Source organism: Streptomyces sp. NPDC058619, from assembly GCF_042717785.1.
Taxonomy (GTDB): domain Bacteria; phylum Actinomycetota; class Actinomycetes; order Streptomycetales; family Streptomycetaceae; genus Streptomyces.
Window position 1 is genome coordinate 25,583 of sequence record NZ_JBHXQN010000035.1, and the last position, 22,219, is coordinate 47,801.

Consider the following 22,219-nt stretch of genomic DNA (forward strand, 5'->3'; position numbering starts at 1 on the left):
CCTGCTCCGCTGCCCGTCGCCTCACCGGCGCGGCGCCGCGACCTCCCGTGCAGGCTCCCGCTCCGGCCCGCCGAACGCCTTCGGCGGGCCGCTGCCGTTCCAGGGCTCCCAGCCCGGGTCGCCGGTCACCGCGAAGCTCACCCAGGCCGCGTGCATCTCGTGCGCCAGCTCCCGCGGGGCATCCGGTCCGGCCAGCCACGCGGACTCCGGCACGTCGAGGGTGTCGAACACGAAGCCCAGCTCCAGCGCGTGGCAGGAGCCGAGGCCGGGGACGCCCGAGCTCCAGCCGAACTCGTACAGGAAGCTCGGCGCGGGCCGCCGCGCACCCGCCAGCCGTCGCAGCGGGTCGCGCAGCAGCCGGTCGGTGAGCAGTTGCCCGGCGAGCTCGGCCGGGCTCGCGCCCGGCAGTGAGCCACGCAAGTCCCGTACGGCGGCACGGTCCTTGCCGGCGCGCAGGCGCGCCAGCTCCACGGCGGCCGGGCCCATCCGGTCGAGCAGCCGCATCCCTCCCGTGGGGGCGAGCCAGAGCCGGTACTCGTCGCGGGTCCAGCCCGCCAGCAGGGGCACGTCCCCGCAGACGCCCCGGCCGGCCAGGGCGTCGAGGGGGTCCTCGGGCAGCGTGTCCGGGTCCGTGACCAGGCCGAAGGCCGGCCCGCCCAGCAGCGGCCCGGACCGGCGCAGCACGGCCCCCTGCGCGGCGAGCAGGGTCGGCAGCGGGGTGGCGGCGAACGCCCCGGCGGTGGCCGGCGTCTTGAGCAGGGACGCCATCCGCCGGACCATGGTGCGCACCCCGTCGCGCGGCAGCACCTCGGGGGCGCCGCTCTGCAGGACGGCCCGGGCGAAGAGCCCGGCGGCGCGGGGCGCCGCGAGCAGGGCCCCGATGCTGATGGCCCCCGCCGACTCGCCGAAGACGGTGACGCGTCCGGGATCGCCGCCGAAGGCCGCGATGTTGTCCCGGACCCACTCCAGGGCGGCGATCTGGTCGAGCAGGCCTCGGTTGGCGGGGGCGTCCGGGAAGAGCCCGTAACCGAGCACGCCGAGACGGAAGTTGAAGGAGACCAGCACGACCCCGTCGCGGGCGAAGGCGGAGCCGTCGTAGACCGGGACGGCGGAGGAGCCGCGGGTGTGCGCCCCGCCGTGGATCCACACCATGACGGGCAGCCGGGCGGCCGGCGCCGGATCGGGGGTCCACACGTTGACGCTCAGGCAGTCGTCCCCCGGGATCTCCGGGTCGGGCAGCAGCGCGGCGAAGGTGTCCGGGTAGGGCACCTTGGGCGCGGTGGGGCCGTAGGCGCCCGCGTCGCGCACGCCGTCCCATGCGGCCGGGGGCGCGGGCGCCGCGAAGCGGAGGGCTCCGACGGGCGGCGCGGCGTACGGGACGCCCAGGAACACGGCGGTCCCGGCGGCGCCGGTCCGCCCCTCCACGAGGCCGTACCGGGTCCGGACCCGGGGGCGGGTCCCGTCGCCACCAGGCCCGTCGCCACCAGGCCCGTCGCCACCAGGCCCGTCGCCGCCGGGTCCGGTGCCGCCGGGTCCGGTGCCCGCGCCGCCCGCTGCGCCCATCTCGTCCTCCTGGAATCGGCCGCTCCGCACAGGTGTGGTCCGCGCACGTTCGCACAGCCGTACCACGGGTGACAAGGCGTGACCGTGCCCGGGCGCGTCCCGGTTGGTCCGGCATGCGATCCCTCATGCGACCCCTCATCCGACCCCCGCGAATCGACCCCACCGCGCGCGGCGCCGTCCGCTCCGGGACGGTGCCCGTGCTGTTGCTGGCGGCCGCCGCGCTGGCCGGCGGTCCGGCCCGCGCCGCCACCGGGCCGGACTTCCAGTACCTCGGCCAGGACGACCGGGTGCACGGGCTGACCGCGCCGAACGGCTGCGTCGAGGCGGAGGGCGGCGGCACCAGGACCGTCACGAACCACACCCGGGGCACGGCGACCCTCTACCGGGAGCCGGGCTGCGCGGGCCGCGTGGAGGTCCTGCGGCCAGGGACCGTCACGCAGGTGCGGCCGTACTTCGCCTCCGTCCGCTTCTCCGTCACCGGGTAGGCGCAGGGACCGTGACCCCTTGGCCATCCCTGCGTTGTATGCCATGTCAAACGCCGCAGATTCTGCGGCGCCCCATATTTCTCACGAGGAGATCTTGATGTCGCGTATCGCGAAGGCAGTCGCCATCACCGCTGTCGCCGGTAGCGCCATGGCCGCCGGCGCGGGTCTGGCCGTCGCCGACGCCGGAGCGCACGGTGCGGCGGTCGGTTCCCCCGGTGTCCTGTCGGGCAACCTGCTCCAGGTTCCGGTGCACGTCCCGGTCAACGTCTGCGGCAACACCGTGAACGTGATCGCTCTGCTCAACCCGGCGTTCGGCAACACCTGCGTCAACCAGTCGGGCGGCGGCGAGCACCACACCGAGGGCTACGGCGGCTGATCACCGGTCATCGACCGCCTGATCGCCCGATCGACGAAGGGCCCCCGCCGGTCGGCGGGGGCCCTTCCCGTGCCGTCCTCGCGTCATGCGTAGCGGTAGAGGCCGCCGTGGCCGAGCATCTCGCGGGGGGTGACGTCCCACGGGGGCATCGGCTCGTCCAGCGCGATCACCCGGCCGCGCTGCGGGTCGCCGAGGGCGGGGGGCGCGGCCGGCAGGTACCCGGACCCGGGGTGCTTCCGCTGCCAGCGGTCCCAGATGAGGTCCACGAAGGCGTGGTGCAGCCAGAACGCCGGGTCGTTGGGCGCGGTGCCGCCCGTCATGTGGCCGCCGATCCACTGGTGGACCTTGTTGTGGTTGCGCCAGCGCTCGCTCCTGGGCGCGGCCCAGCCCTCCAGTTTGTTGCGGAACCCGCCGGCGGTGGTCGTCGAGTCCCAGGGTGCGACGTCGTAGGCCGGGTCGTCGAGGGCCCACTGGAGCTCGGCCGGCGTGGGCAGGGCGATCGGGTTGTGCGGCCGGCCCAGGTTCCGGGTCAGGAAGCGGGACTCCGTGATGCCCACGGTGACCGTCCAGTTGCCCCGGTCGTAGGCGAACGGACCGGTCATCACCTGCCGGTCCTCTGCCCGGCCGGTGCCGCCGAGGAAGTCGTCGGCCCAGAGCGGGGAGACGGGGCTGGTGTCGGTGGTCCAGTCCCAGTACGGGATCGAGACGCCGGGGTCGACGGCCTGGAGCCGCTTCTCGAACTCCAGCAGGTAGCGCCGGTGCCAGGGGAAGAACGACGGGGACATGTGCCCGACGCGCAGCCTCCGGTCGCGGTCGGGCACGAAGTACTTGTCGTGGGTGCGCACGAAGGAGTCGTAGGTGCCGTTGCGCTTGAGTTCCAGCACGGCCGCCGTGAAGCGCTTCTTCTGCGCGCTGGTCAGGTCCTTCTGGTTCTGCCGGGTGTACACGTCGGGGCTCCTCGCCTCAGCCGTGGTGCGGGGCGGACGCCAGCGCCAGCTGGGCGGAGCCCAGTTCGTCGACGGCGGCGCGCGCCAGTTCCAGGCGCGTCGGATAGGACTGGAAGTGGTTGATCCCGCTCAGGTAGCTGCCGTCGGCGCGGCGCATCACGTGCAGCGGGCGTCCGTCGATGCGCACTCCGGCCCGGTCCACGGCGATGTGCCGGCCGCGGTACGTCTCCTCGGCGAGCGGCGCCGGCGTGAGCGTCTGGCGGGGCCGCCAGGCGCGCAGTACGGGCCCCAGCGCCGCGGCGGTGCCGGCGAGCACGGCCGCGGTGAAGGCCGTGCGCAGGACCGCGCGGCGGGTCAGTGGTACGGCGGTGGATGCTGCGGACATACGGTCTCCCTCGCTCGGTGGCCGGCGCCGACGGGTCTAACGCGGCGCGGCGGGCGAGGTCACCCTGCGGCGCCCCGGGGCCGCTTGTAGTAGAGGGTGGTGGGGTGCAGGCGGCCGTCCGGGTCGGTGGCGTAGTCCGGGATGGTGCCGACCTCGGTCCAGCCCGCGGACCGGTAGACGCGCTCGGCGGCGCTGCCCGTCTCGGTGTCCAGGAACAGCAGCGCCACCCCGGCGCGGGCGGCGGCCGCCTCGGCCTCGGCGAACAGCGCGCGGGCGGTGCCGCGGCCGCGGGCCGCCGGATGGACCATCAGCTTGCGCAGCTCGGCCCGGTGGCGGCCGTTGGGCTTGGACTCCCGGTACCAGCTGACGGTGCCGTCGAGGCGTCCGTCGTCCGAGCGGGAGACCCAGAGCGCCAGGGAGCCCTCCTCGACGGCGGGCAGCAGGGAGTCCCACCAGGCGGCGGCGCCCGCGTGGTCGAGTCCGGCGAGGAAACCGAGCGAGGACCCGCCCGCGACCACGTCGAGGAGGAGCGCGGCGAGTTCGTCGCGGTGGGCGCGCAGGTCCGGGGCGGAGAGCGGGGTGATGGCGGCCGTCATGCGGCGAGCATAGGGATCAGGCGGTGACGCGCCGCAGGCGGGGCAGGTGCAGGCCGCGGAAGACGGCGGTCATCCGCAGGACGAGGACCAGGCCCGCGGAGAGGGCGGTGTTGAGCGTGTCCGGGGTCCCGGCCCGGTGCAGCCCGAGGTAGGCGGCGGCTCCCGCGAGCGCGGCCGTCGCGTACACCTCCTCGCGCAGCAGGAGCGGCGGGAACTCCCCGAATAGCACGTCCCGGACGACCTCGCCGGTGACACCCGTGAGGACGGCGAGGATGAGGACCGCGAGGGGCGTGCCGTGCGCGTCGATGGCGGCGCGGGCGCCGATGAGAGGACGCCCGCGAGGTGCGCCTCGGGAAGCTCGACGGGCTGTCGGAGTACGACGTGCGCCGCCCGATGACCGCGTCCGGCACCAATCTGCCGGGTCTGGTGAAGCACCTGACCGGCGCCGAGGCCCTCTACTTCGGCGATTCCTTCGGCCGGCCCTTCGTGGCGCCCGGGCTGTGGATCACGGGCGACGCCGGGCCGAATGCGGACCTGTGGGCCCGGGCCGACGAGACGCGGGAGCAGATCGTCGGCTCGTACCGGAGGGTCTGGGCCCACTCGGACGAGACGATCGAGTCGCTGGGGCTGGACGCGGTGGGCCGGGTGGCGTGGGGGCGCGGGACGAGGTGACGCTCCACCGGGCCATGGTCCACATGATCGCCGAAACCGACCGGCACGCGGGCCACGCGGGCCACGCGGGCCACGCGGACATCGTGCGGGAACTCATCGACGGAACCACCGGTCTGCGTATCGGCGCCGCGAGCGTGGCGCCCGGCGACGCGGCGTGGTGGGGCGACCACCGCGACCGCCTGGAGCGCACGGCCCGGGAAGCCGGCCGGCGCGGCCCGGCGGGGAACGTCTGACGCGCGGCCGAGGCCGGGCCGAGCGGGTTGTCCGGGCGACCGCGACCGCGGCCCCCCTGTTCGGCGAGGCCCTGTTCGGCGAGGCCCGGCTCGCCGGGGCCCTGGCCGCCACCCACGGGCTCGGCGCCGCGGACACCCTGGCCCGCCTGTCGCGGGCCGCGTCCGACCACTCCGGCGGCCGCGCGGTCGACGACACCGCCCTCGTGCTGCTGCGTGTCAGCGGTCCGCCCGCCGCGGGCCGGGCATGACAGGGCCCGGCCGGGGGCTACGTTCCCGGCCGGGCCCTGCGTACGGGGGCGAGTGGAGCTCCGGTCAGAGCTCCTCGTCGCGCTGTTCCTGCTCGCGCTGCGGGTCGTCCTCACGACGCCGCGCGGGTTCGTCACGGTCCGGGTCGCGGGACGTCCGGCCGAACTCGGGGTGCACCGGGTCCGGTCCGCAACCCCGGTCGCGCGCCGGCTCACCGGGGTGCCTGCGGGGTCCCTGTCGTCCGTCCTGCGTACCGCCCATGACGGCGACTCCTTCGGTTCCTGCGTGCCCTCGACGTACCGGTGGTGCCTGCCCTTCCCACGCTGCCACGGTTCGTCACGGACCGCACCTTTTGCCTCACGTGGCGTGAGGGACCGTCGGTGGTGACGTGCCGGGCTCCGGAATGCGGACCGCGCCCGGGGATCCGAGGATGGACGCCATCACACCCACCCCAGTCGTCAGGAGCTTCCCCATGCTGGAGCGCACCCCGCTCACGGACCGCACCGAGGTCACCTTCGTCCTTCCGGCGGACACTCCGCCCGGCCCGGTGAGCGTGGTCGGCGACTTCAACGACTGGCGGCCCGGCGCCCACACCCTGCGGGCCCGCGAGGACGGGCAGCGGGCCGTCACGGTCGAGCTGCCGAAGGAGAGCACGCACTCGTTCCGGTATCTGGCCGCCGGTGACTACTGGTTCAACGAAGGGAGCGCCGGCGATCAGGACGGCCCGAACAGCCGCCTGCACACCTGACCGGTCGGCCCGCGCGCCCCGGGTCACATGAACAGGGCGCCGACGATGGCGCAGTACGGCGGCCGGCGCCGTCGGCGCCGTCAGGGTCCCCCACGGATGGGCGTGCCACCAGGACATCCGCACGCGGGGGAACTGCCCCCTCACCTCCCTGGAGTCGGGGCGTGCGCGTCCAGCACCGGCACCTCCCGCAGTCGGCGCGTCGGCCGCTCCGCCTCGGCCGCGCGCCACAGCCGCAGGCCGAGCACGTACGGGCGGGTGCTCTCCGAGGTGATGGCCACGCGTCCCGGCGCCGGGTGGAAGGGTCCGGCGGCAAATGTGATCGGGCGCAGTGCGGTCACGAACTCCATTGGCTTGGCGCGCTGTAGAGGTTGACGCCGACGGCGTTGTCGATCCGCAGTTCGTCGCCGATAACGCGATCTCCGCCATGGACGTGGGGTTACGTCTACGTCTGGCGGCCGACCACGAACCGGGTGCAGACGGCGACCGTGCTGATCACCGCCCCGGACAGCACCGCGGGGCGGTCCTCCGCCACGACCGCGGTGAGGTCGACCGTGAGGTAGCCGGGCGGGCGGTTGATCCAGCGGTCCGCCCTCAGGTTCATCCGGCCGTCCTCGAACGAGCCGACCATGGTGAACGACCCGTTCGGCACCGTCGGGTTGTCGGGGTGCGCGGAGAACGCGAAGACCGCCTCCAGGGCCTTGCCTCCCGGCGAGGTGATCCTGAGGTGGAGCCGGGTCAGGCCCTGACCGCACAGGTACGTGCCCTCCCACGAGCCGACGACCGGCAGGGGCCGTGCCGACGGGCTCCGCGGCTCGGACGTACGCGGCTCCGCGGTCCGCGTGGCCGAGGGGCGTGCCGTGCCGGTCCGCGTGCCGGGGGTAAAGGTCCTGCTGTCGGCGGTGCTCCCCGATGCGCCCCGGCCGGCGGTCGGCGTCGCGTACGAGGACGACGGCGAGGGAGCCGTGGAGATCGGGGACGAGGCGCCGGCGCTGGAGGCCCCGGTCATCCGGGGCACCAGCCAGACCAGCAGGCCGACCGCGACCACCGCCGCCGCGGCGGCCGTCAGGGTGCTCCGGCGGGAGGACCGTCCCGCCGGGGCCGCGGGACCGTACCCCCGCAGCGTGTCCGTGATGACCGGCGGGTGCGGCGGTACGGGTGGCGGCGCACCGACCGGCGGAGGCGCTCCGACGGGGCCGTGGCCCGGTGGGGTGCGGAGATCAGGCGGCGGGGCCGGATCGGCCGGCGACCCGGGCCCCTCGGACGGCCCGGGTCCCGTCGACGCGAACAACAGGCGGGTCAGGTGCGGGGGCAGCCACTGGGAGCCGGCGTCGGTGTCCGGGCCGCCGGACAGCTGGTCGAGCAGCGCCGAGACCGAGGGCCGCCGGGCGGGGTCCTTCGCCAGGCAGCGGGCCACCAGATCGCGCAGCCGGACGGGCAGGGCGTCGAGGTCCGGCGCGTCGTGGACGACCCGGTACATCAGCTCGGGAGTGGTGCCGGCGCCGAAGGGCCCGGTACCGGAGGCGGTGAAGGCCAGCACCGCGCCGAGCGAGAAGACGTCGGTGGCCGCGGTGACGCCCGCACCGGTGAGCTGCTCGGGGGCCATGAAACCGGGGGTGCCGATCACGGTGCCGGCGCGGGTGAGTTCCGTGGCGGCGTCGGCGAGGGCGGAGATACCGAAGTCGATGACGCGCGGGCCGTCGGACGCGAGCAGCACGTTGGACGGCTTCAGGTCCCGGTGGACCACGCCGTGGACGTGGATGGCCTCCAGCGCCTCGGCGACCCCGGCCGCCAGCGCCCGTACGGATTCCTCGGGCCAGGGCCCGTGGTCCCGGACCGCTTCGCTCAAGGAGGGTCCGGCGACGTAGGCGGTGGCCAGCCAGGGCGGGTTCCCCGTCGGGTCGGCGTCGATGACCCCGGCGGTGTACACGCCGTTCACCAGGCGCGCGGACCGCACCTCGCGGGCGAACCGCCGCCGGAACTCGGGGTCCTCGGCCAGTTCCGGGCGGATCACCTTGACGGCGACCGACCGGCCGCCCCGCGAGCGCCCGAGGTAGACGGAACCCATCCCGCCGCTGCCCAGCCGAGCCACGATCCGGTACGGACCCACTCGGGTGGGATCCCCAGCGCGCAACGACTCCATGTCCCGATCCACCCCACGCCTTTCCGGCCAGTGCGGCGATCGCGCCCCCCGCTGACGCGTCATGATGTCAGCGTTGCGCGCCGCACAACAGCTTTTCCGGACAAGCCGCCGCATAGGGCCCGGCCTGCATTCCGGTCAGCCCGGCGGGCCCGGCCGCTCCGGTCGGGCCCGCCGCGCCGCCGGGCCCTACAGGACGACGGGCAGGGCCTGAAGACCGCGCATCAGGCGGGTCTGCCGCCAGGCGAGGTCCTCGCTCGGGACGGCGGGCCGCATCCCGGGGAAGCGGGTGATGAGCGCCCGCAGCGCGATCTCCGCCTCGGCCCGTGCGAGGGGCGCCCCCAGGCAGCGGTGGATCCCGTGCCCGAACGCCATGTGGCCGGCGGCGTTCCGGTCCAGGTCGAGGTGGTGCGGCTCCGCGAAGCGGGCCGGATCGCGGTTGGCGGCTCCGGGTGCGATCAGGACCGGAACGCCCTCGGGGATCTCGACCCCGCCGAGCCGGAGCGCCTCGGTGGTGTAGCGGAAGGTCGCGATCCCGACCGGGGAGTCGAAGCGCAGCAGTTCGTCGAGGGAGGAGGCGATCAGGTCGGGGTCCCGGTGCAACCGGTCGAGGGAGTCGGGGTGCTGGATGAGGGCCAGGGCGGCGTTGGCGATGAAGTTGGCCGTCGTCTCGTGGCCGGCCACCAGCAGGAGCACGGCCAGGGAGACGACCTCGTCCGCGCCCAGCGTCCCTTCGTCGCCCTGCTGGAGCAGCAGGTGCAGGAGGCCGTCGCCGGGTTCGCGGCGCGCGGACCCGACGAGGCCGGTCATGTAGTCGCCGATGGCGTGCGACGCGGCGTCGATGCGGTCCGGCCGGCCTGCGGCGAACAGCTCGTTCGACCATCGGGAGACCATGGCGCGGTCCTCCTCGGGCACTCCGAGCAGCTGGCAGATGACGGTGACGGGGAGCGGCGCGGCCAGGCCCTCCACGAGGTCGACCGGGGTGCCCGGCTCCCAGCCGTCGAGCAGACCGTCGACGACCTGCTCGATGTACGGGCGCAGCCGCGCGACGGGGCCCGCGGTGAAGAGCTTCGCCGCGGCGCCCCGCTGTCGCGTGTGCCCGGGCGGGTCGCTCGCGAGCATGCTGCGGGACACGGCGGGATGCAGGTTCCGGTGGGAGGGCCGGCCGGCGAAGAAGCGGGCCGTGTCCTTGGACAGGCGGGGGTCGGCGAAGGCCTGCCGGGCCTCGGCGTGACCGGTGACGAGGTACGAGTAGTGCCCCTGGGAGCCGGTGGGGACCTTCTGGACCGGACCCGCGCCGCGCAGGCGGTCGTAGGTCGCGTAGGGATCGCGCAGGAAGCCGGGATCCTGCAGGGGGTCGGTCATGATCCCGACCCGGCGGCCGAGACGGACAGCTCGGCAGTGGCGGTGCCCCGGGGCCGGTGCCGGTGCCGCAGACAGGCGCGCGTCACGAGGAGGAGCCACTCGGTCTCGGCCCGTAGGTCGCCCCTGCGGGAGTGCGTGCCGGCGGCCGGCGGCGCCTCTACCGTGCCGGGCGCCTCCCCGGCCCGCTTCGCGGCGACGGCCGCGGTGAGAACCGCTGCTTCCACTTCCGCGTTCCCTTCCGGGGTGTCGCTTTCGCCCCGGCCGGCGACCGCCTCGGCCGCGGCCGCCTGCACCTGGGGAGAACGGTACCCGCGCAGGGCCGGCACTCCGTCGTTGATCTCGATCACGCGGCGGTGGAGGTGGAAGTCGACGTCCTGCCCGCGGGTGTCGGCGCCGGCTCCGCCCTGGTCGAGGACGAGCTCGGCGACGACGGCCGTGACCTCGCTCCACAGGGGTTCGAGCGCGGCGAAGGACCGCCTTTCCCAGCGGCGGCGCAGGAACTGGCTGACCGGCCAGGTGAGCGCGGGGAGGGCTCGGCCGCGAAGAACACGGTCATCCGTCGGCCGGTGGCCGCCCCGCCCCCGGACCCAGTACGCCGCGAAAGCGAGCAGTACGACGGCTGTGCGCGAGAAGAGGATGTTGATCATTTCCGGCGGTGGGCCTTCCTGTGCGGTGTGGCGAACAGCGCCTCCCAGCTCTCGGCACCCTTCGCGGGCCGGCTCGGCGGCAGTTCGCGTCCGCGGTACATGAGCTGCCGGATGACGCTGGCCATCACCTCGGCCTCGCGCTCGTCCTCGCTGGTGTGGCTGGTCCGTCCGGACATGCGCTGGACGAACGGACCCGACCCTCCGCTGCCGACACGGTCGGGTCCTACCCCTAGGGTGACCCCATGCCTGCCACGTTGAGTTCCACCAAGGCCGCCGCCGCGCTCAGGACATCGGCGCGCGTCTCCGTCGAGTTGCTGCTGGTCCTCGCCATGGCCGCCGTTGCCCTGTGGGTGTTGGGCAGGATGTGGTCGGTCGTCTGGCCGCTCATAGTGGCCTTGTTCCTCACCACACTGACCTGGCCCGTGGCCAGCTTCCTGCGCCGGCGCGGCTGGCGCCCCGCCCTGGCCTCGGCGGTGGTGACCGTCCTGTTCCTGTTCGTCGCCGCGGGCATCGTGGCGCTGATCGCGGTGCCGGTGGCCTCGCAGTCCGGCGAGTTGGCCGACGGCGTCGTCGAAGGCATCCAGCGGCTGCGCGAGTGGGCCGCCGGACCGCCGCTGAACATCGGCGACGACCAGATCACCGGCGCCTTCGACGCCGGGGTCGCCCGCATCCAGGACAGCGTCGGCAGCATGGTCTCCACGCTCGTCACCGGAGTGGGCACCGTGGTCAACGGCGTGGTCACCGCGGTCCTGTCGGTGTTCCTGATGTTCTTCTTCCTCAAGGACGGCCCGCGGTTCCTGCCGTGGCTCACCCGCCAGCTCCCCGGCCGACTCGCCACCGACGTCCCGGTCGTGGCCGCGCGCGCGTGGGACACCCTGGGCGCGTTCGTGCGGTCCCAGGCGTTCGTCGGCCTGCTCGACGCCGTGTTCATCGGCCTCGGCCTGTGGATCGTGGGAGTGCCGCTGGTGCTTCCGCTCGCGGTGCTGACCTTCGTGTCGGCGTTCGTGCCGATCGTGGGTGCCCTGTTCGCCGGTTTCGTCGCGGTGCTCATCGCGCTGGTGTCGAACGGCCTGACGGACGCGCTCATCGTGCTGGCGATCATCGTCGTGGTGCAGCAGTTGGAGGGCAACGTCTTCCAGCCCATGATCCAGAGCCGCGGGCTCGGCCTGCACGCAGCGATGGTCCTGCTGGCCGTGACCCTGGGCGGCAGCCTGGCGGGCGTGGTGGGCGCCCTGCTCTCGGTCCCGGTGGCCGCGCTGATCGCGGTGGTCTGGAACTACCTCCGCGAGCAGCTCGGCGACACACCGGAGGAACCGGCACCGGAAGCGGGCGCCACCGTGCAGCCCTAGGGGGCTCTAGCCGGCGTCGAAGGTCAGGTGGGCCGGGGTGAGCGAGCGCAGGAAGTCCCGGGCGTCGAAGAGTTCGCCCGCGGCGGCCACTCCGGTACGGGCGGCCCGGCCGTCCATGATCCGTACGGCGGCCTCCACGACGAGGGGCGCGGTGACCGCGTAGATGTCACGGCCGGACGCCGTCGACCGGCGGTGGGCGCCGGCCCGGGTCACGATCACGTCGACGACGAACGTCTGCGCCGAGCGCCCGTCGGCGTCCACCGCCGTGGGCGGGGGCGGGGTCGCCCAGGTCGAGCAGGGGCTCCTCGTTGATGCGGACGTGGATCTCCGGGACCCGCAGGTGGCGGGAGATGGTGACCTGGTCGGCCGTGGAGAGCGCGGTGACCTTCCGGGTGCCCAGCGGGGGCGGGAAGTCCCACGTGGAGGTCTGCGGGGGACCCTCGGGCGGAACGAGCCGGTTGCCGGTGAAGACCAGGTGGCGGCCGGCGTTGCGGCGCACGGTCTTGCGGGTCCCCTCGGTCGGGTGCCAGCTGTCGAGGGCGATCGCGACCGTGATCTCGTCGGCGTCCGGCCAGTCGCCCATCGCCGCGCCGGCGAGCAGGTCGCCCAGCCCGCCGTAGAAGGCCATCGACGGGACGACCACCACTCCGGCGGCGCGGGCCCGGTCGTCGTAGCGCAGGAACGTCTCGACGGTGACGGCCTGTTCCGCGGCCACGTCCAGGTACGGGATGCCGGCGCGCAGCGCCGCCTCCACGACGGGGGGCACGGTGTCCGTGAAGGGGCCGGCGCAGTTGACGACCGCGGCCGCCCCGGACAGCGCGCGGTCCAGGGCCGCCGGATCGGAGAGGGACGCGACGCGGGCCCGCGCGCCGGGGTGGGCGCGGGCGGCGGCGTACAGCCGGTCCGCGTCCCGGCCGACCAGGAGCGGGGTGTGGCCGCGGCGGCGCAGTTCGGCGGTGACGAAGGCGGCGGTGTGGCCATAGGCGCCGACGACCGCGACGGTCGGATGGTGTGTGCTCATGCGCCCCATGGTCGGGGCCCCGCGGGGGCGGCACGAGTGGCCGAAACGACGAGATGCGTACACTTTCGGACATGACGTCCGTGGTGGTGGCGCTGTACGACGGGGCGATGCTGTTCGAGGCCGCCGCGGCCTGCGAGGTGTTCGGCGTCGACCGCGGGCTGACCGACGCGTGGTACGACTTCCGGGTGTGCGGCCCGAGCGGGGCCCGGCTCGGCGGCTGGCTGCGGGTCGACACCCCCCACGGCTTCGACGCCCTCGCCGAGGCGGACACCGTCGTGGTCCCGGCCTGCGCCGACGTCGACGCCGACCTGCCGGGCGACCTGGTGGAGGCCGTACGGGCGGCCCACGACCGGGGTGCCCGGATCGTCTCGCTGTGCACGGGGGCGTTCGTGCTGGCCGCCGCGGGCGTGCTGGACGGGCGTCGCGCCACCACGCACTGGGAGCACACCGCCGCGCTCGCGGCCCGCTACCCCCGCGTCGAGGTCGACCCGGACGTCCTCTACATCGACGACCGGGGCGTGCTGACCTCCGCGGGCAAGGCCGCCGGGATGGACCTGTGCCTGCACCTCGTGACCGCCGACCACGGCGCGGCCGTCGCCAACGCGCTGGCCCGCCGGCTGGTGGTGCCGGCCCGCCGCGCGGGCGGGCAGGCGCAGTTCATCGCCGCGCCGCCGGCCGCCGACACCGGCCACGCGCTGTCGGAGCTGCTGCAGTGGACGGCCGGACGGCTGCACGAACCGCTGACCGTGCCCGACCTGGCCCGCCGGATGAACATGAGCACCCGGAACCTGACCCGCCGCTTCGCCGCCGCCACGGGGACCACCCCGCTGCGCTGGCTGCACACCCAGCGCATCCACCGGGCCCAGGAGCTCCTCGAAACGACCGACGACAGCATCGAACTCATCGCCTCCCGCACCGGCATGGGCACCGCCACGACCCTGCGCCGGCACTTCCACCGCGCGCTCGGCGTGCCCCCGGACGTGTACCGGCGTACGTTCCGCACCCACCGCCCGCCGGACGCCGCCACGGCCACTACCGCCACGGCGGGCTGACGGGCCGTCGAGGGCCCCCGGCGGCCTCCGCCGGGGGCCCCGCGCCCGTTACGGCGCGGGGAGTTCCGCGAAGTCGGCGACCAGGCCCCGGTGGTGGCCGGCCGTGCCGAGGGCGAGGGAGTCGGCCTTGGCCCGCTTGAGGTAGAGGTGGGCCGGGTGTTCCCAGGTCATGCCGATGCCGCCGTGCAGCTGGACGCACTCCTCCGCGGCCCGGACGGCGACGCCCGAGCAGTAGGCCTGGGCGACGGCCACCGTCAGGGGCGCGTCGGGCGACCCGGTGGCCAGCGCGTCGGCCGCGGCCCGGGCGGCGGCGCGCGCGGACGCCACATCGAGCCAGAGCCGGGCGAGGCGGTGCTTGAGGGCCTGGAAGGAGCCGACGGGCCGGTTGAACTGGTGCCGGCCCCGCACGTACTCCACGGTCTGCGTCAGGCACCATTCGGCGATCCCGAGCTGTTCGGAGGCCAGCAGACCGGCACCGGACAGCAGGGCGCCGGCCACCGCCGCCCGGGCCGTCACCGGGTCCGCGAGCCGCGTTCCGGCGGCGGCGTCGAAGGTGACCCGGGCGAGCGGGCGGGTCAGGTCCAGCGGTACCAGGGGCGTCAGTTCGGCCGAGGCCGCCGGTACGGCGTACAGCCCGGTGTCGGCGAGGACCAGCAGGACATCGGCGGCCGCCGCGTCCGCCACGGAGGTGACGGCGCCGGTCAGCACTCCCCCGCCGCCGTCGCGGACCAGTGCCGGCAGGGGCGCGCCCGGGGCGAGGGTCAGCGGTACGGCCGGCGCGCACACCTGTCGGCCGGAGGCCAGCTCCCGCAGCAGCGGCGCGACGTCCGCGGTGTCGCAGCCGAGCAGGATCTCCGTCGCGAGCACGGAGCTGGTCAGGTAGGGCAGGGGGGCGACGGCCCGGCCCAGCTCCTCCAGGACGACGGCGGCCTCGCGGTGGCCCGCGCCCTGGCCGCCGAGCTTCTCGGGGACCAGGAGCCCGGCGACGCCGATCCCGGCGGCGAGGGTGTCCCACAGGGCCGGGTCGTGCGGGCGGCCGCTCTCGGCCCGGGCGAGGACGGTCGCGGCGTCGCAGCGGTCGGCCAGCAACGACCGTACGGCCGAGCGGAGTTCCTCCTCGGTCTCGGAGTAGAGCAGGTCGAGGGGGGCGCTCGGGAGGGGCGAGTCGGTCATCGGGCCAGGTCCTTCCAGGCGAGGTCCTTGTCGTCGCGCGGTTCGGCGGGCAGGCCGAGGACGCGTTCGGCGACGATGTTGAGGAGGATTTCGCTGGTGCCGCCCTCGATGCTGTTGCCCTTGGCACGCAGGTAGCGGTATCCGGCGTCGCGGCCGGTGAAGTCGACGAGTTCGGGCCGGCTCATGGTCCAGTCCTCGTACAGGAGGCCCTCCTCGCCGAGGAGTTCGACTTCCAGGCCGCTGATCTCCTGGTTGAGCCGGGCGAAGGTGAGCTTCATGCCCGACCCCTCAGGGCCGGGCTGTCCGGCGACGAGCTGCTGGCGCAGCCGCTCGCCGGTGAGCCGGGCCACCTCGGCTTCGACCCACAGCTCCAGCAGGCGCTGGTGGAGCGCGTGGGTGCGCAGGGCGGGGCGCTCGCGCCAGGCGGCGGCGACCGGGGCGATCATGCCGCCCTCGCGGGGGATGCGCATGCCGCCGATGGAGACGCGTTCGTTCATCAGGGTGGTGCGGGCGACCGCCCAGCCCTCGCCGACGGGTCCGAGGCGGTGGGCGTCGGGGATGCGGACGCCGGTCAGGAACACCTCGTTGAACTCGGCCTCGCCGGTGATCTGGCGCAGCGGCCGGACCTCGACGCCGGGGGCGTGCATGTCGCAGAGGAAGTAGGTGATGCCCCGGTGCTTGGGGAGCGCCGGGTCGGTGCGGGCGATCAGGATGGCCCAGCGGGCGGTGTGGGCACTGGACGTCCACACCTTCTGGCCGTCCACCACCCATTCCCCGGCGGCCTCGTCGAGGACGGCGCGGGTGCCGAGCGCGGCGAGGTCCGAGCCGGCGCCGGGCTCGCTGAAGAGCTGGCACCAGACCTCCTCCCCCACCCACAGCGGGCGCAGGAAGCGGCGCTTCTGCTCCTCGGTGCCGTACGCGAGGAGGGTGGGGGCGGCCATGCCGAGGCCGATGCCGATGCGGCGCGGGTCGTTGTCGGGGGCGCCCGCGGCGTCCAGTTCGGCGTCGACGACGACCTGGAGGGAGCGGGGGGCGCCGAGTCCGCCGAGGCCCTCGGGGTAGTGGACCCAGGCGAGTCCGGCGTCGAACCGGGCCCGCAGGAAGTCCGTACGGGGCGTGCCGGCGGGCGGGTGCGCGGCGAGCAGGCCCGCCACCCGGGTGCGCAGTTCCCCGGCGGTGGCGGTCATCGGGCACCTCCGTCCAGGGCCGGTACGACGACCAGCCGGCCGGTGGTGGTGCCGTCGGCGACGCGTTGCACGGCGTCGGCGGCCCCGGCGAGCGGGACCCGCTCGCTGACCAGCGGTTTGACGGCGCCCTCGGCGGCGAGCCGGGTCAGCTCGGCGTGGCAGGCGCCGATGGCGGCGGGCTCCTTGATCGCGTACAGCCCCCAGTGGAGGCCGAGGACGGCGTAGTTCTTCACGAGCGCGTGGTTGAGCGCGGGGGTCGGGACGGTGCCGCCGGCGAATCCGACGACGACGATCCGGCCCTCGAAGGCCACGCACTTGGCGGACGCGGTGTAGGCGTCGCCGCCGACCGGGTCGTAGACCACGTCGGCGCCGTGGCCGCCGGTGAACTCCTTCACGCGGGCGGCGATCCCGGCGGCGTCCTCCGTCTCGCGGTCGATCACCAGGTCGCAGCCGAGTTCCTCGGCGGTGCGCACCTTGGCCTTGCCGCCGACGACGCCGATGACGGTGGCTCCGGCGGCCTTGCCGAGCTGGACGGCGGCGCTGCCGACCCCGCCTGCGGCGGCGTGTACGAGCAGGGTCTCGCCACGCTGGAGCCGGGCCCGGCGGTGCAGGCCGAACCAGCCGGTCTGGTAGCCGATGTGCAGGGCGGCGGCCTCGGCGTCGTCGAGCGAGTCGGGGGCGGGGAGCAGGGCGCGGGCGGGGGCGGTGACGTACTCGGCGAAACCGCCGTGCGGGAGGCCGGGGTTGGCGATGACGCGGCGGCCGTCCTCGGTCTCGGCGCAGACCTCGACGCCGGGGGTGAAGGGAAGGGGCGGCTTGATCTGGTACTGCCCGCGGGCCAGCAGGGCGTCGGGGAAGTTGACGTTGGCCGCGAGCACCCTGAGCTTCACCTCGCCCTCGCCGGGCACCGGCTCCGGAACCTCTTCGAGGCGCATGGCCTCACGGGGCTCTCCGGGGGTATGTACTCGCCATGCCTTCATCCGGGGCCTCCAGCCGCCGTCGGTGAACCACGCTCCGCGGGCATACTAAGCGGTCGCTTGCCTTCCTGGGAAGCCATGGGGGAAGGGAGCGGTCCGGAGGGGTGCCGAAGCCGGCCGGACCGGCCCGGATTATTCCGTGTACTTCACACCGACTGATCGGGCAGCATGGATGCCGAAACTCAACACGCCCGTGCGCACGGGCAGATGACATCCGTACCAGGGGGGAACCGCACCATGAACAGAACCCGTAGGAGAAGCACCGCGTCCGCCGCCGGCCGCCCGGGGTGCGCGGCGTCCGCGACCGCCCGTGCGAGAAGCACCCCGTCCGCGACCGCCCGTACGAGGAGCGCCGCGTCCGCCGCCGTCGCCGCGGCCGTCCTCGCGGGCCTCGTCACGGCCGCCGGACCGGCGGTCGCGGCCGGGCAGGCGTGCACCCCGGGGATCGTGACGCTGCCGTCGCTGACGGACGGCGCCGGCGGCGCGGTGACCGGCTTCGGGGCGAACGGCCTCGCGGTCGGCTCCAGCGGCGGACGGCCCGTCTACTGGACCGCCGACCGCGCGATCCACGAGGTCCCGCTGCCGGAGGGCTTCCGCAGCGGCCAGGTCCGGGCGGTGAACGCGCGCGGCCTGATGGTCGGCACGGCCCAGAGCGACGCCCAGGGCAATCCCCAGGCGACCTTCACCTACCGGATCGGCGACCCGTCGGTCCGGCTGATCACCGCGCCCTCCGCCACCTCCTCCGGGGCGGACGTCAACGACGCGGGTCACGTGGTCGCCCTGGACGGCGGCGTGGCGAAGGAGTGGATCGACGGCGCCGTCGTGCGCGAGCTGCCGGTTCCCGCCGACGCGCACCCGAGCACCGTGATCACCTCGGTGGACGGCATCAACAAGCGCGGCGACATCGTCGGCACGGCCTACACGAACTACGTGGACTGGGAGAACGACACCAGCGTCAGCTGGACCTTCCCCGTGGTGTGGCCCGCCGGGAACTACCCCGCCCGCAGCCTCCCGGTGTGGAACGAGGCCGAGCGCGACATCGGCAGCCGCGCGAGCGACATCGACGGCAAGGGCCGGGTCGTGGGGTACGAGCAGGAGAGCTACCGGGACGTGCAGCGCCGGACCCCGGCGCTCTGGAAGCAGTCCTACACCGCCCTGCCGGCCGACCCCGGCCCGGTAGCCGGCTACGGCCACCTCACCCTGGACGCCGTCAGCCCGACCACGAACGTGACGGTCGGCACGGCCGTGACCTACGTCGACGGCTACGCGGCCCGCACCCAGGCCGCCTACTGGCCCGGCAAGGGGCCGGTGCTGGCCCTCCCGTACCCGGCGGGCGGCTCCGGCGACACGCTCGGCGCGGCCCTCACGGTCTCCGACGACGACCGGGTCGGCGGCTCCTACCGGAACTGGTCCGGCGGCGGGTTCGGCGCCGTGATCTGGACCTGCGCGAGCAAGCAGGCGTACCTCCCGCAGGGCTGATCCCGTCACGGGCATGGCGATCTGCGCGCCCGCGCGCTATCGATGCCCCCATGACGGACGACGCCACGAGCAACGACGCCACGAGGGACGACATCGCGCGCGGGCTGCCCGCGCCGCCGCCGCTCGGCGCGGCCGCCCTGCCCACCGGGACGTACGGGGGGCAGGTGGTCCTGGTCACCGGCGGCGGCACCGGGCTGGGCAAGGCCATCGCCGCCGAGTTCGCCCGGCTCGGCGCCGACCTGGTGATCGCCGGCCGGCGGCCGGCGCAGCTGGAGGCGGCGCGCACGGAACTGGCGGCCGTCCCCGGCGCGGGCCGGGTGACGGCCGCCGTCTGCGACATCCGGGACCCCGAGCGGATCGAGGAGGTCTTGGACGCGGCGGAGGCGGCGCACGGGCTGCCGGACGTACTGGTCAACAATGCGGCCGCCAACTTCCCCTCCCCCGCCGAGGACCTGTCCCCCAACGCCTGGCGGGCGGTCGTGGACATCACCCTGACCGGCACCTGGTTCGCGACCCGCGCGTTCGCCCGCCGCCACCTCGCCGCGGGGACCCCGGGGTCGATCGTGAACATCGGCGCCTCGTACGCCTGGACGGGCGGCCCGGGTTTCGCGCACAGCGCGGCCGCCAAGGCCGGCGTGAAGAACCTGGTGGAGACCCTCGCCGTCGAGTGGGGCCCGTACGGCATCCAGGTCAACGGGCTCGTACCCGGACTCTTTCCGCACGCCGACATGACCGCGGACGTCCGGGACGGTCTGGAGCGGGCGGCGCCCGAGGCGAAGGACGCCCGGCAGCCGGCGTTGCGGGTCGGCGTCCCGCGCGAGCTGGGCTGGGCGGCGACGTTCCTGGCCTCGCCGTACGCCCGCTTCGTCACGGGCCACACCCTGGTGGTCGACGGCGCGAACTGGCAGCGCCGGTCCCTGGTCCAGCCCGAGGTCGTCCCCGTACGGGAGCAGCTGGGCCGGGGGCCGTTCCGCCCGTGAGTGGGCCGTTCCGCCCGTGACCGGCGCGGTGCGCCGCTCCGCGGCTGCGCCGCGACCCGTCCCGCCGCCCGGGTGTGGCAGATTGCCTCCCGGAGGTGGTGTGGTGACGGCGGTGCACGGGACGAGGAGCGGTACGGGTGGCCCGGGCGGGGCCGGAGCCGCGGCGCAGGGGCGGCCGTCCCTGACGGAGCGGCGCCGGGAGGCCACGCGGTACGAGATCGCGGAGGCCGCTGCCGCGCTCTTCGGCGAGCGGGGGTACGAGGCCACGACGGTCGACGACATCGCGCGGGCGGCGGGGATCTCCCTGCGGACGTTCTACCGGTACTGCCCGACCAAGGAGGACGCCCTGACCCCCGTCCTGACGGCCGGGGTCGTGGAGCTGGTGGAGCAGCTGGCCCTGCGCCCCGCCGAGGAGCCCGTGACGCAGGCCGTGCAGGCGGCTTTCAGCGCCTCGACGGCCGGCGCGCGGTACGCGCAGGCCCGGACGGTGCGGCTGATCCGGGTGATGGGCGGGGTTCCGGCGGTCCGGATGCGCTGGCTCGCCGCCGCCCGCGCGATGCAGGACCGCCTGGCCCCGGTCCTCGCGGCGCGCACCGGCCGCCCCGAGTCCGATCTGGAGACCCGGCTGCTCGCGGCGGTGCTGATCGACGCGGTCACGGTGGCGCTGGAGCACTGGGCCGCGGGAAACGGCAGCGAACCCCTGACGGACGTGTCCGCGCGCGCCCTGGCCCTGCTCCGGCTGGAGCGCTGAGACCGGGCCCGTAGGGGGCGGCCGGCCCCGTCATCCCCCCGTGAAGTGCGGGGGACGGCGCTCTGCCTTCGCCCCGTAGCCCTCGCGGCAGTCGTCGGAGGTGAGGGTGAGGGCCGCGGTCATGGCGACGCGGTCGAGGGCGGCCGGGAGGGCGGCGTCGGCGTAGGCGTCGACCGCGCGCTTGATCCCCTGGACGGCGAGGGGGGCGTTCGCGGCGATCTCCGCCGCCAGCGCGCGGGCGGTCGGCTCCAGTTCCGTTGCGTAGACCACCAGTTGGACCAGGTTGAGGCGCTGCGCGGTCGCGGCGTCGATGCGCCGGCCCGTCAGGGCCAGGTACTTGGCCCAGCCGGCGCCCGCCTCGCGGGCGATGCGCAGGTCGCCGCCCGCGTCCACCGCGACCCCCAACTGCGCCTCCGGCAGGGCGAACACGGCGTCCTCGGCGGCGACCCGGATGTCGGCCATCAGTGCCAGCTCGAAGCCGAAGCCGAGGCAGTACCCCTGGACGGCCGCCACCACCGGCTGCGGGAGGCGGGCGAGGACCGCGAAGCGCTCGTGGACCCAGCGGATGCCCTCGTAGTAGTTGCGGGTCCGCTCGGCGGCCGTCGCCCCGGAGACGGCGCCGCCGGGGGCGGTCACGTCGATGCCCGCGCAGAAGGCACGGCCCTCGGCCCGGAGCAGGACCGCCCTGACCCCCGGGTCGAAGCGGATGCGGTCCGCCAGCAGCCCCAGTTGCCGGGTGGACTCCCAGCTCCATCCGTTGAGCCGGTCGGGACGGCACAGGGTGAGGACGGCGAGGCCGTCCGCCACCTCCAGCCGGATCCGCTCCTCGCCCTCCGCGATCTGCGTGCTGACGGTATCGATCACCAGTGCCTGCACCCCCGTTGACAGCTGACGGACCGTCAGCCTAGGGGTGTCGGGTCAGCGGGGGAAGACCTCGAACAGCACCGCCGGCCTGCCGCCGAAGCGGGCTGCGGCCTGCTCGGCGTACCCGGTGAGGAAGCCGCGTACGTACTCCTCGGGGTCCTGGTCGGTCAGCACCTCGATGTACGCCTTGTGCTCCATGAGCGACTTCACCGCCCGCTCCATTCCCGGACCGGCGTCGGCGGCGTGCGTCGGGGTGGTCGTACCGGTCACCGCCACCCAGCGCACTCCGTTCCAGGGCTCCAGGCCCTGTTCGGTGAGCAGCTCGGGGAAGATCCACCGGTTGCCCGCGTCGGAGGCGGCGTCGAGGGTGGCGCGGCCGACGGCCTTGTGGTCGGGGGTGTTCCAGGCACCGCCGCCGCCCTCGCCGCCCCAGGTGTCGCGGTGGTTCATGGTGACGACCAGTTCGGGGCGGTGCCGGCGGATGGCGGCGGCGATGTCCCGGCGCAGGTCGAGACCGTACTCGACGACACCGTCCCGGTAGTCCAGGAACTCGACGCGGGACACTCCGACGACCGCCGCGCTCGCGCGCTGCTCCGCCTCGCGCAGCGGGGCGCAGGTGGCGGGGTCGATCGTGTCGATGCCCGCTTCGCCGCGCGTGGCGAGGAGGTAGCCGACCTCGCGGCCGCCGTCCGTCCAGTCCGCGATGGCGGCGGCGCCCCCGTACTCCAGGTCGTCGGGGTGGGCCACCACCGCGAGGGCGCGCCGCCAGTCGGTGGGCATGGGCGGCAGCGGAGCCCGCTGATCACGTGCGTCGGTCATGCCCCGCACCCTAGACGAACGGACCCGCGCGGCGGGGGCAGGGGGCGCGGCAACCGGTACTCGCCGGTTCCCTTGCGGGCGCCGAACACGCCGGTACGACAACGCTTGCGCCGGCCGCCCGCGCGCGGTCGGCGCAGGCCGGCGCAGGTCAGGACGACCGCTGCCGG

The 22,219-nt window shown here is 74.9% G+C and carries 24 protein-coding genes and 2 pseudogenes; 9 read left to right on the forward strand and 17 right to left on the reverse strand.

Annotated elements, in window-relative coordinates:
* Window positions 1–21 precede the first annotated feature (21 nt).
* Complete coding sequence (locus ACFWTC_RS27210; RefSeq protein WP_384029321.1) at window positions 22–1,563, reverse strand: carboxylesterase/lipase family protein; 1,542 nt, start codon at window positions 1,561–1,563, stop codon at window positions 22–24.
* A 125-nt stretch (window positions 1,564–1,688) separates the two neighbouring features.
* On the opposite strand from ACFWTC_RS27210, the gene ACFWTC_RS27215 reads away from it, so the two are divergent.
* Together ACFWTC_RS27215 and ACFWTC_RS27220 are read left to right on the forward strand one after the other, a co-directional pair.
* On the forward strand, window positions 1,689–2,048 hold the full coding sequence (locus tag ACFWTC_RS27215; protein ID WP_384029322.1) for a hypothetical protein: 360 nt from the start codon (window positions 1,689–1,691) through the stop codon (window positions 2,046–2,048).
* 97 nt (window positions 2,049–2,145) lie between these two features.
* Entirely contained in the window at window positions 2,146–2,424 is a 279-nt protein-coding gene (locus tag ACFWTC_RS27220; RefSeq protein ID WP_351278881.1) for a chaplin, read from the forward strand.
* An 83-nt stretch (window positions 2,425–2,507) separates the two neighbouring features.
* Here ACFWTC_RS27220 and ACFWTC_RS27225 read toward each other — a convergent pair whose 3' ends face one another.
* Genes ACFWTC_RS27225 through ACFWTC_RS27240 form a run of 4 tightly spaced genes read right to left on the reverse strand, consistent with a single transcriptional unit; the run spans window position 2,508 to window position 4,677 of the window.
* Window positions 2,508–3,371, reverse strand: coding sequence for a tyrosinase family protein (locus ACFWTC_RS27225; protein WP_383921772.1), 864 nt, complete (start codon window positions 3,369–3,371; stop codon window positions 2,508–2,510).
* Between the two features lie 16 nt (window positions 3,372–3,387).
* A complete protein-coding gene (locus ACFWTC_RS27230) occupies window positions 3,388–3,756 on the reverse strand; it encodes a tyrosinase family oxidase copper chaperone (RefSeq protein WP_384029324.1) in 369 nt (122 codons plus the stop codon).
* A gap of 59 nt (window positions 3,757–3,815) precedes the next feature.
* On the reverse strand, window positions 3,816–4,352 hold the full coding sequence (locus ACFWTC_RS27235; RefSeq protein ID WP_384029326.1) for a GNAT family N-acetyltransferase: 537 nt from the start codon (window positions 4,350–4,352) through the stop codon (window positions 3,816–3,818).
* Between the two features lie 16 nt (window positions 4,353–4,368).
* Window positions 4,369–4,677: a TRIC cation channel family protein gene (locus tag ACFWTC_RS27240; RefSeq protein ID WP_383921897.1), complete on the reverse strand. Its 309-nt coding sequence runs from the start codon at window positions 4,675–4,677 to the stop codon at window positions 4,369–4,371.
* Between the two features lie 17 nt (window positions 4,678–4,694).
* Here ACFWTC_RS27240 and ACFWTC_RS27245 point away from each other — a divergent pair.
* A pseudogene (locus ACFWTC_RS27245) lies at window positions 4,695–5,257 on the forward strand (DinB family protein).
* Window positions 5,258–5,569: 312 nt separating this feature from the next.
* Here the strand turns inward: ACFWTC_RS27245 and ACFWTC_RS27250 are convergent.
* Complete coding sequence (locus ACFWTC_RS27250; protein ID WP_383921779.1) at window positions 5,570–5,764, reverse strand: hypothetical protein; 195 nt, start codon at window positions 5,762–5,764, stop codon at window positions 5,570–5,572.
* Between the two features lie 211 nt (window positions 5,765–5,975).
* Between ACFWTC_RS27250 and ACFWTC_RS27255 the strand changes: the two genes are divergently transcribed.
* Window positions 5,976–6,251: an isoamylase early set domain-containing protein gene (locus ACFWTC_RS27255; RefSeq protein WP_383921782.1), complete on the forward strand. Its 276-nt coding sequence runs from the start codon at window positions 5,976–5,978 to the stop codon at window positions 6,249–6,251.
* 140 nt (window positions 6,252–6,391) lie between these two features.
* On the opposite strand, the gene ACFWTC_RS27260 is transcribed toward ACFWTC_RS27255, so the two are convergent.
* From ACFWTC_RS27260 to ACFWTC_RS27280, 5 genes are all read right to left on the reverse strand, one after another.
* The gene (locus tag ACFWTC_RS27260) at window positions 6,392–6,589 is read right to left on the reverse strand and encodes a hypothetical protein (protein ID WP_384029328.1); all 198 of its coding nucleotides are present in this window, start codon (window positions 6,587–6,589) and stop codon (window positions 6,392–6,394) included.
* Between the two features lie 104 nt (window positions 6,590–6,693).
* Complete coding sequence (locus ACFWTC_RS27265) at window positions 6,694–8,358, reverse strand: serine/threonine-protein kinase (protein WP_384029330.1); 1,665 nt, start codon at window positions 8,356–8,358, stop codon at window positions 6,694–6,696.
* 219 nt (window positions 8,359–8,577) lie between these two features.
* Window positions 8,578–9,753 carry a cytochrome P450 gene (locus ACFWTC_RS27270; protein ID WP_383921790.1) on the reverse strand — a complete coding sequence of 392 codons (1,176 nt, stop codon included), beginning with the start codon at window positions 9,751–9,753 and terminating at the stop codon, window positions 8,578–8,580.
* Window positions 9,750–10,400, reverse strand: a complete 651-nt coding sequence (locus ACFWTC_RS27275) for an MAB_1171c family putative transporter (RefSeq protein WP_384029331.1) — start codon at window positions 10,398–10,400, stop codon at window positions 9,750–9,752. The genes ACFWTC_RS27270 and ACFWTC_RS27275 overlap by 4 nt, the downstream gene beginning before the upstream one ends.
* Window positions 10,397–10,576, reverse strand: a complete 180-nt coding sequence (locus tag ACFWTC_RS27280) for a hypothetical protein (RefSeq protein WP_383921796.1) — start codon at window positions 10,574–10,576, stop codon at window positions 10,397–10,399. The genes ACFWTC_RS27275 and ACFWTC_RS27280 overlap by 4 nt, the downstream gene beginning before the upstream one ends.
* Before the next feature lie 66 nt (window positions 10,577–10,642).
* Between ACFWTC_RS27280 and ACFWTC_RS27285 the strand changes: the two genes are divergently transcribed.
* Window positions 10,643–11,749, forward strand: coding sequence for an AI-2E family transporter (locus tag ACFWTC_RS27285; RefSeq protein WP_383921799.1), 1,107 nt, complete (start codon window positions 10,643–10,645; stop codon window positions 11,747–11,749).
* Between the two features lie 6 nt (window positions 11,750–11,755).
* Here ACFWTC_RS27285 and ACFWTC_RS27290 read toward each other — a convergent pair.
* Window positions 11,756–12,770: pseudogene (locus tag ACFWTC_RS27290) on the reverse strand (saccharopine dehydrogenase family protein).
* Between the two features lie 71 nt (window positions 12,771–12,841).
* Between ACFWTC_RS27290 and ACFWTC_RS27295 the strand changes: the two are divergent.
* Window positions 12,842–13,822, forward strand: coding sequence for a GlxA family transcriptional regulator (locus ACFWTC_RS27295; RefSeq protein WP_383921805.1), 981 nt, complete (start codon window positions 12,842–12,844; stop codon window positions 13,820–13,822).
* A 48-nt stretch (window positions 13,823–13,870) separates the two neighbouring features.
* On the opposite strand, the gene ACFWTC_RS27300 is transcribed toward ACFWTC_RS27295, so the two are convergent.
* The 3 genes from ACFWTC_RS27300 to ACFWTC_RS27310 are packed head-to-tail and all read right to left on the reverse strand — an operon-like array spanning window position 13,871 to window position 17,162.
* Complete coding sequence (locus tag ACFWTC_RS27300; RefSeq protein ID WP_383921808.1) at window positions 13,871–14,995, reverse strand: acyl-CoA dehydrogenase family protein; 1,125 nt, start codon at window positions 14,993–14,995, stop codon at window positions 13,871–13,873.
* Window positions 14,992–16,182, reverse strand: a complete 1,191-nt coding sequence (locus ACFWTC_RS27305) for an acyl-CoA dehydrogenase family protein (protein ID WP_383921811.1) — start codon at window positions 16,180–16,182, stop codon at window positions 14,992–14,994. Before ACFWTC_RS27305 ends, ACFWTC_RS27300 begins: the two co-directional genes overlap by 4 nt.
* A complete protein-coding gene (locus tag ACFWTC_RS27310) occupies window positions 16,179–17,162 on the reverse strand; it encodes an NADPH:quinone oxidoreductase family protein (RefSeq protein ID WP_383921814.1) in 984 nt (327 codons plus the stop codon). The genes ACFWTC_RS27305 and ACFWTC_RS27310 overlap by 4 nt, the downstream gene beginning before the upstream one ends.
* 234 nt (window positions 17,163–17,396) lie before the next feature.
* On the opposite strand from ACFWTC_RS27310, the gene ACFWTC_RS27315 reads away from it, so the two are divergent.
* The 3 genes from ACFWTC_RS27315 (at window position 17,397) to ACFWTC_RS27325 (ending at window position 20,369) form a co-directional block, all read left to right on the forward strand.
* On the forward strand, window positions 17,397–18,638 hold the full coding sequence (locus ACFWTC_RS27315) for a hypothetical protein (protein WP_384029332.1): 1,242 nt from the start codon (window positions 17,397–17,399) through the stop codon (window positions 18,636–18,638).
* Between the two features lie 50 nt (window positions 18,639–18,688).
* The gene (locus ACFWTC_RS27320) at window positions 18,689–19,618 is read left to right on the forward strand and encodes an SDR family oxidoreductase (RefSeq protein WP_384029334.1); all 930 of its coding nucleotides are present in this window, start codon (window positions 18,689–18,691) and stop codon (window positions 19,616–19,618) included.
* Between the two features lie 103 nt (window positions 19,619–19,721).
* A complete protein-coding gene (locus ACFWTC_RS27325) occupies window positions 19,722–20,369 on the forward strand; it encodes a TetR/AcrR family transcriptional regulator (protein ID WP_383921823.1) in 648 nt (215 codons plus the stop codon).
* A 30-nt stretch (window positions 20,370–20,399) separates the two neighbouring features.
* Here the strand turns inward: ACFWTC_RS27325 and ACFWTC_RS27330 are convergent, their stop codons facing one another.
* Together ACFWTC_RS27330 and ACFWTC_RS27335 are read right to left on the reverse strand one after the other, a co-directional pair.
* Window positions 20,400–21,233 (reverse strand): enoyl-CoA hydratase/isomerase family protein, encoded by an 834-nt coding sequence (locus tag ACFWTC_RS27330; RefSeq protein ID WP_383921826.1) that lies wholly within the window; start codon window positions 21,231–21,233, stop codon window positions 20,400–20,402.
* A 54-nt stretch (window positions 21,234–21,287) separates the two neighbouring features.
* Window positions 21,288–22,052: a PIG-L deacetylase family protein gene (locus tag ACFWTC_RS27335; RefSeq protein WP_383921829.1), complete on the reverse strand. Its 765-nt coding sequence runs from the start codon at window positions 22,050–22,052 to the stop codon at window positions 21,288–21,290.
* Between the last annotated feature and the right edge of the window lie 167 nt (window positions 22,053–22,219).